The sequence below is a fragment of the Microvirga tunisiensis genome (assembly GCF_009296175.1).
GTDB lineage: Bacteria > Pseudomonadota > Alphaproteobacteria > Rhizobiales > Beijerinckiaceae > Microvirga > Microvirga tunisiensis.
In genome coordinates, this window is record NZ_VOSK01000365.1 from 1 (window position 1) to 5,540 (window position 5,540).

7 protein-coding genes and 1 pseudogene are annotated in these 5,540 nt (G+C 59.9%); 5 read left to right on the forward strand and 3 right to left on the reverse strand.

Annotated features, from left to right (window positions below; genetic code table 11):
* Window positions 1-168: 168 nt before the first annotated feature.
* Window positions 169-426 (forward strand): annotated as a pseudogene (locus FS320_RS36690) (winged helix-turn-helix domain-containing protein); the annotation flags it as partial.
* Window positions 427-653: 227 nt separating this feature from the next.
* On the opposite strand, the gene FS320_RS36695 reads toward FS320_RS36690, so the two are convergent.
* Both FS320_RS36695 and FS320_RS36700 read right to left on the reverse strand, forming a co-directional pair.
* Window positions 654-1,346, reverse strand: a complete 693-nt coding sequence (locus FS320_RS36695; protein WP_152717256.1) for an ankyrin repeat domain-containing protein — start codon at window positions 1,344-1,346, stop codon at window positions 654-656.
* 28 nt (window positions 1,347-1,374) lie between these two features.
* A complete protein-coding gene (locus tag FS320_RS36700; protein WP_244627621.1) occupies window positions 1,375-1,539 on the reverse strand; it encodes a heme-binding protein in 165 nt (54 codons plus the stop codon).
* Window positions 1,540-1,786: 247 nt separating this feature from the next.
* Here FS320_RS36700 and FS320_RS36705 point away from each other — a divergent pair, with 247 nt between their 5' ends.
* Both FS320_RS36705 and FS320_RS36710 read left to right on the forward strand, forming a co-directional pair.
* Window positions 1,787-2,638 carry a type IV toxin-antitoxin system AbiEi family antitoxin domain-containing protein gene (locus FS320_RS36705; RefSeq protein ID WP_152717257.1) on the forward strand — a complete coding sequence of 284 codons (852 nt, stop codon included), beginning with the start codon at window positions 1,787-1,789 and terminating at the stop codon, window positions 2,636-2,638.
* Window positions 2,625-3,575, forward strand: coding sequence for a nucleotidyl transferase AbiEii/AbiGii toxin family protein (locus FS320_RS36710; protein ID WP_152717258.1), 951 nt, complete (start codon window positions 2,625-2,627; stop codon window positions 3,573-3,575). Before FS320_RS36705 ends, FS320_RS36710 begins: the two co-directional genes overlap by 14 nt.
* A gap of 309 nt (window positions 3,576-3,884) precedes the next feature.
* Here FS320_RS36710 and FS320_RS36715 read toward each other — a convergent pair whose 3' ends face one another.
* Window positions 3,885-4,250, reverse strand: coding sequence for a DUF3572 domain-containing protein (locus FS320_RS36715; RefSeq protein ID WP_162003477.1), 366 nt, complete (start codon window positions 4,248-4,250; stop codon window positions 3,885-3,887).
* Window positions 4,251-4,307: 57 nt separating this feature from the next.
* Here FS320_RS36715 and FS320_RS36720 point away from each other — a divergent pair, with 57 nt between their 5' ends.
* Together FS320_RS36720 and FS320_RS36725 are read left to right on the forward strand one after the other, a co-directional pair.
* Window positions 4,308-4,511: a hypothetical protein gene (locus FS320_RS36720; protein WP_152717260.1), complete on the forward strand. Its 204-nt coding sequence runs from the start codon at window positions 4,308-4,310 to the stop codon at window positions 4,509-4,511.
* A 4-nt stretch (window positions 4,512-4,515) separates the two neighbouring features.
* Window positions 4,516-5,540: hypothetical protein (locus FS320_RS36725; protein ID WP_152717261.1), on the forward strand; the 1,025-nt coding region annotated here is incomplete at its 3' end.

Consider the following 5,540-nt stretch of genomic DNA (forward strand, 5'->3'; position numbering starts at 1 on the left):
ACGTCCCGCCACAGGGGGCCGACCCGGTGACGGCAACGGCGCTCGTCCAGACCGATCCGACCGGCGCTTTCGAATGCTCATCGCAACCTCCTCCTTCAGGGTGTTGCGACGACCGTTTGAATCCGTCCAGTCAAACCTCGGGCTCAACAGGCTGAGATCGCAGGACGCCCGGTGAACCTGACTGGCACGGAGTACAAGATCCTGGCGTTTCTGGCTCAACGACAGGGGAACACGCTGACCAAAGAGATGCTCCTCAATCATCTGTATAGCGGGATGGATGAACCGGAGATCAAGATCATCGACGTGTTCATCTGCAAGCTGCGCAAGAAGCTCGCGGAGGCCTCAGGCGGCAGGAACTACATCGAGACGGTCTGGGGCCGCGGCTACATGCTGCGGGAGCCGCAGCTTGTCAAGTTGGCAAGCTAAGTCTCAGGGCTAGGATTGCATCCCACATTCTCTGCCCCGCGTTCTATCAGCAGATTGCAGGTTTTCTGATTTCTATTGCCCTTGTGGAGCCAGTCCCCGCACCACCGGCGGTCATCAATGCGAGTGTGGCAAAAGCGGTCCTCATGGGATTCTCCATTGACGCGCGGGACATGTGTCCCGTTCACGCGTTCCGGTGGACGGAACTGCTTTCGAAAGGTTCCCGAACTCTAGCGCCGCTGCACCTGGCGCAGGATCGATGTGATGGTGCGATAGTTGCGCGACTTGGCATGCTGGAGGGATGTCACGCCGTTCGGGTCCGGGATCCCAGGATTGGCGCCGGCCTCGACGAGGGCACGCACGGTTTCCGTGTGGCGGGGGCCGCCGTCGCCCAGGATCACCGCCTCAATCAAGGCGGTCCAACCGAGATTGTTGATATGATCGAGCGGTGCGCCGGCTCGGGCGAGCTCGCGGACAACACCGTCGTGGCCGAGATGAGCGGCGGCGATCAGCGCCGTGCCATCATAGATGCTGGTGATCAGCTTCGCGCTGGCGCCGACGGCGAGCAGCGCCTTCAGCGTCGGCAGGTCATCCCTCACCGCAACGATGGTCACGGCGTCATAACGCTGATTGTCGAGAAGGGCAGAATCTGCCCCAGCCGTGATCAACGCCTGGGCCGATGACCCATGCCCCTGGAAGGCAGCCACATGCAGCGGCGTGCGGCCGTTGCTGTCGCGGGTGTTGGGGTCCGCGCCCATTTCGGCCAGGCGCTGGATGTCATCCGCAGAGCCCTGGGCCGCAGCCGCGTGCAGGCCGCGGTAGGCCGCGAGCTCGGCCCGTGTGGGCGGCGTCTGCGCGGAGGCTGCGCCTCCGGACAGGGCCAGGATCCCGAACAATCCAATCAGCGCAAGGGGGTTGGCCATGCTTCGTCTCCATGCGGCGCACTGGCGGTTACTTCAGTTTCGCCTGTACCTCAGCGAGGCTGGCGTTCGCACACTCTTCGTCGAGGTGTCCGCCTGGAGCGCCGCCGACGCTCACGGCCCCGATCACCTCATCGCCGGCCTCAACCGATACGCCGCCAAGCAGCAGATTGTCCCCTCGGCGCGGACAAATCATAGCATCGTGCGAGGGACAGACTTCTTGTCAAAAACTATCTTTTGGAATATGCTATATTGTTAAGAACAACTCCCTTCGAGGCGTGACAATGGTCGTTTCCAGACTGGTTCAATAACGCCTCTCCTCTCCCAAGGCTTGGCAATGATCATCCTGGTTTAAAAACCGGCCAATTACCTTAGCCTGGCTTAAGGAACCGGCACAAATGCAAACTTGCAGGCTGGTTTGAATTCATGCTATTTTGCTAAGCATGGCTGAGCAGAATCAAGGAAAATTAAACCGGCTGGACAAAACCTTGCCTGAGGGGCTGCTGGTCGACGCCGCCTGGATGGAACGCCAGGGCTATTCCAGCAGCCTTCGCAGCCAATATGTTTCGGCCGGCTGGCTCGAGCAGCCTGCTCGCGGAACCTATAAGCGGCCTTGGGGCACCCTTTCCTGGCAGCAGGTTGTCATCTCGCTTCAGGTCCTTTTGCAACAGCCACTCATCGTCGGCGGCCGCACCGCACTCGATCTGCAGGGGTTCAGCCACTATGTTTCCACCCAGGGTCCGCAGACAATTCACTTGTACGGGCGCGAACTGCCGCCTGGATGGCTGAACAAGCTTCCCCTGAAAGAGACCTTCCGGTTCCACAAGTCACAGACTCTGTTTAAGTCCGACCCGGTGACGACAGGGCTCACCAGCTTGGACTGGGATGTCGAAACCAATGTCGGCTCCAACAATGACAGCCTGCATGGCACCCTGACCCGGCTCCCTTGGGGGCAATGGAACTGGCCCTTAACGGTATCGACGCCCGAGCGGGCCCTGTTCGAGCTCCTGGACGAGTTGCCCAATCATGAGAGCTTCCATCAGGTCGACATGCTGGTGGAGGGGCTGCGCACCTTGAGCCCCCGGCGCCTTGAAAAGCTGCTTGCCGACTGCCGCAGCATCAAGGTGAAACGGTTGTTCTTCTTCTTTGCGGAGCGCCATCAGCATGCCTGGCTGAAGCGGCTTGATCGCGCGAAGGTCGATCTCGGAACCGGCAAGCGCATGCTCGTCAAGGGCGGCAGGCTCGATCCCGTTTATCAAATAACCGTACCGGATGATCTTTATGCCCCCAGCTGAACAGTATCACCGTCAGGTCGCCCTGCTGGTCTCGATCATTCCCTTCGTGGCGGAGGAAGGCTGTTTTGCCCTGAAGGGCGGGACCGCAATCAATCTCTTCGTTCGTAACCTGCCGCGGCTGTCTGTCGATATCGATCTGACCTATTTGCCGGTGGCGGGAAGGCCGGAATCCCTGGCGGCAATCAATGCCGCCATGAAGCGGATCGCCGGTCGCATCAGACAAAACCTGCAGGGTGTCCACGTCAACGAAGTGGTCAATGCCCGTGAAGGCATCGTGACCAAGCTGACGGCGCAGGCGGCCGGAGCACAGATCAAGGTCGAGGTGACGCCCGTCCTGCGGGGCTGTGTCTACGAGCCTGAGATGAGGGGAGTCTCGCCAAATGTCGAGGACGCCTTCGGGTTCGTCGAAATACAGGTTGTGTCGTTCGCCGATCTTTATGCCGGCAAACTGGTGGCCGCATTCGACCGCCAGCACCCGCGCGACCTGTTCGATGTTCGCGATCTGCTGGCGAACGAAGGCATCACGGAGGAACTGCGGACCGCCTTCATTGTCTATCTGCTGAGCCATGACCGACCAATGGCAGAGGTTCTGGCGCCGCCACGTAAGGACATCTCTCACGAATTTACCCATGGGTTCGATGGCATGACAGTGGCGCCTGTAACCATCGAGGATCTGGTCCGAGTGAGAGAAACGATGATTGAAACTGTCGTCGGCGGCATGCCTGATGCTCACCGCCGCTTTCTCCTCTCGTTCGAGCGAGGCGAACCCGAATGGGAGCTGCTCGGCGTTGATGCAGTCAAGGAACTCCCTGCCGTCAAATGGCGCCAGCATAACCTGGACAAGCTGAGTGCAGAGAAACGTGATGCGCTGGTGACGCAGCTTGAACAGGTGTTGGCTCACGAGCCGATCAGTACGTCTGCCGGCCAATCCGAGTGATCAGCAGCTTGTTCCAATGACTTGGCTAAGATGAGTTCGCAGTTCCAACTCATTAAGACTTTTTGCATCAAGCAGTGACTGTCAGTGATGCAGCTGCAATCGCCGAGCCTCTCCGCCTACATCCTAACCTTCAAGCGTTTCTATGACGGGGAGCCGCGGTCGCGAGCCGAGGCTTTTTCTTGATGTACGCCGAAACTGTCGTCGGGTCGGAGCATTACTCTGAGCGGAAGCCAGCACTCCAATCCTGGCTTTCCGGAACGGAAGGCCTTCTCATCAACCTGGCAACGGCGGGTGGGGAGACCTTTCCCTTCAGCGGAACAGGTTGCGCCTCGGCAGCTGAGGGGCTGCGTCGACCTTCTTATCCCCAGTTAGTGGCTTCATCTCGGGCTCCGGCGACAGATGCACGATGGCCGCCAGGATCGCAGCTGGCCGGATTTTGAGCTCCTCATCGATTGCCTTCAGGAGTTCATCGTCTTTCGCGACATACTCGAGCACGCCCAACAGGAAATGCGATGATGTTGCTGACGCGCGGATCGTCTCTGGCTGGAGGCCAGTGACGTTCAGAAACTGGATGATCCGATCGACGTCTGAGACAATGAAGTTCAACACTTGAATGGCAATACTCTCGGCGTCGCCTCGGCCGGCGATGGACCTCCCTTGGAATGTCTCGGTCATCTCAGCCTCCACTGACACCCGTATCTGCTGACGCCTGGATATAGGAGAGCCCATCCCGTGATGATAGCGGCTTCAGGCGCGCTTGAAAGTGCGCCCGTCCTGTTTGCCTTCCGACAGATGAAGCATATCCACACCGACGGGTTGGAATTTGGCGAGACCGATGTTAATCCCCTGCCCATCCTTACACCTCTTTTCCGAGCCGAGAGATCAGGACACTGCATCGTCCTCGGCCTGAAAACCTTTTTCAACGATCAGGATTAGCTCGATGCCCGGCATCGCACGTCAGTTCGAGCCGCAGATTACCCGTAGCGGTGGCGCACCCTCCAAGTACCGCTTCACGATCCGGTGCTCGGAATGTGCTAGTGTAGACACTTACGAGGCCTCCAAGCCGACCAGCAACGACACCGTCAAAGGCTACTTCAATGAGCGCGGTTGGCTGCTTGGCCGTGCCCCATCTTTTGATGTCTGCTCAGCCTGCTTAGGAAGACCACGGTACGCTCAGGAGACCAAACCGGCTGCCCCGCGTCCTGAGACCAGAGCTTCGGACAAGCGGCACCAGGACACAGCCGACATTCTGGCCCGGCACCTGGGCAAGCCGGACGCTCTGGCCGCCGAGGTCTTCCGCCCGAAGGAAGCCAAACCGCCTCAGTCCCCCACACCGAAGGCGCCGCAGCCAACACACGCTACGCCAGCTCTTTCTCTAGAGATTGAGCAGGCTCTGGCTGGAATGGCGGCGGACCTGAAAGGCTTGCGGTCAGCTGTGGAGCTCATGGCGGATCAGGTGAGCAAGCTGGTAGCTCTTGGTGATCAGCAGATTGAAGCCATCGCACGTTTGGCCCCTGCCCTCCTCGAGTCGACGGAGGGTCTCTCAGGCGGCCTTCGTCAGGTTGTTGGTGCCATCCAGGCGATCTCGCATCTCACGCATCCTGTCGCTGATCAGCCGGCTGTGATGAAGGCTGAGGCCGGCCCCGAGTCGGCGCAAGCCGTCGATGTTGAACCAGCGTCTGTACCAGAGCTGGAGGTGCAGGAGGCGCCCCGGCGGGCTGGGCGCAAGCGGAAGGCCGAGGTCAATGGGGGACAGATCGCGTCTGCTGCGGTCGTGGTGAAATCCATTGCGGACACCAAGTGTAGCGCGACGCGCGAATGTGTGAGTAAGGCGACGGCCAGATTTACGAGATGTCGCCTCCGGTTGAAGTCGACCTACCGTGTCACGGGACGACACGGAGGAGCGCATGAGCCGGCTCGATCAGGAGGCTCGCATGACTATCAAGGCATTGGCGGCGCGGGGAG

What these genes read in the sequence shown, in the direction of transcription:
- FS320_RS36715 (WP_162003477.1), bottom strand. Translation starts at nt 4,250, where the DNA reads ATGACCGAGACATTCCAAGGGAGGTCCATCGCCGGCCGAGGCGACGCC.
- FS320_RS36700 (WP_244627621.1), bottom strand. Translation starts at nt 1,539, where the DNA reads ATGATTTGTCCGCGCCGAGGGGACAATCTGCTGCTTGGCGGCGTATCG.
- FS320_RS36695 (WP_152717256.1), bottom strand. Translation starts at nt 1,346, where the DNA reads ATGGCCAACCCCCTTGCGCTGATTGGATTGTTCGGGATCCTGGCCCTG.
- FS320_RS36705 (WP_152717257.1), top strand. Translation starts at nt 1,787, where the DNA reads ATGGCTGAGCAGAATCAAGGAAAATTAAACCGGCTGGACAAAACCTTG.
- FS320_RS36710 (WP_152717258.1), top strand. Translation starts at nt 2,625, where the DNA reads ATGCCCCCAGCTGAACAGTATCACCGTCAGGTCGCCCTGCTGGTCTCG.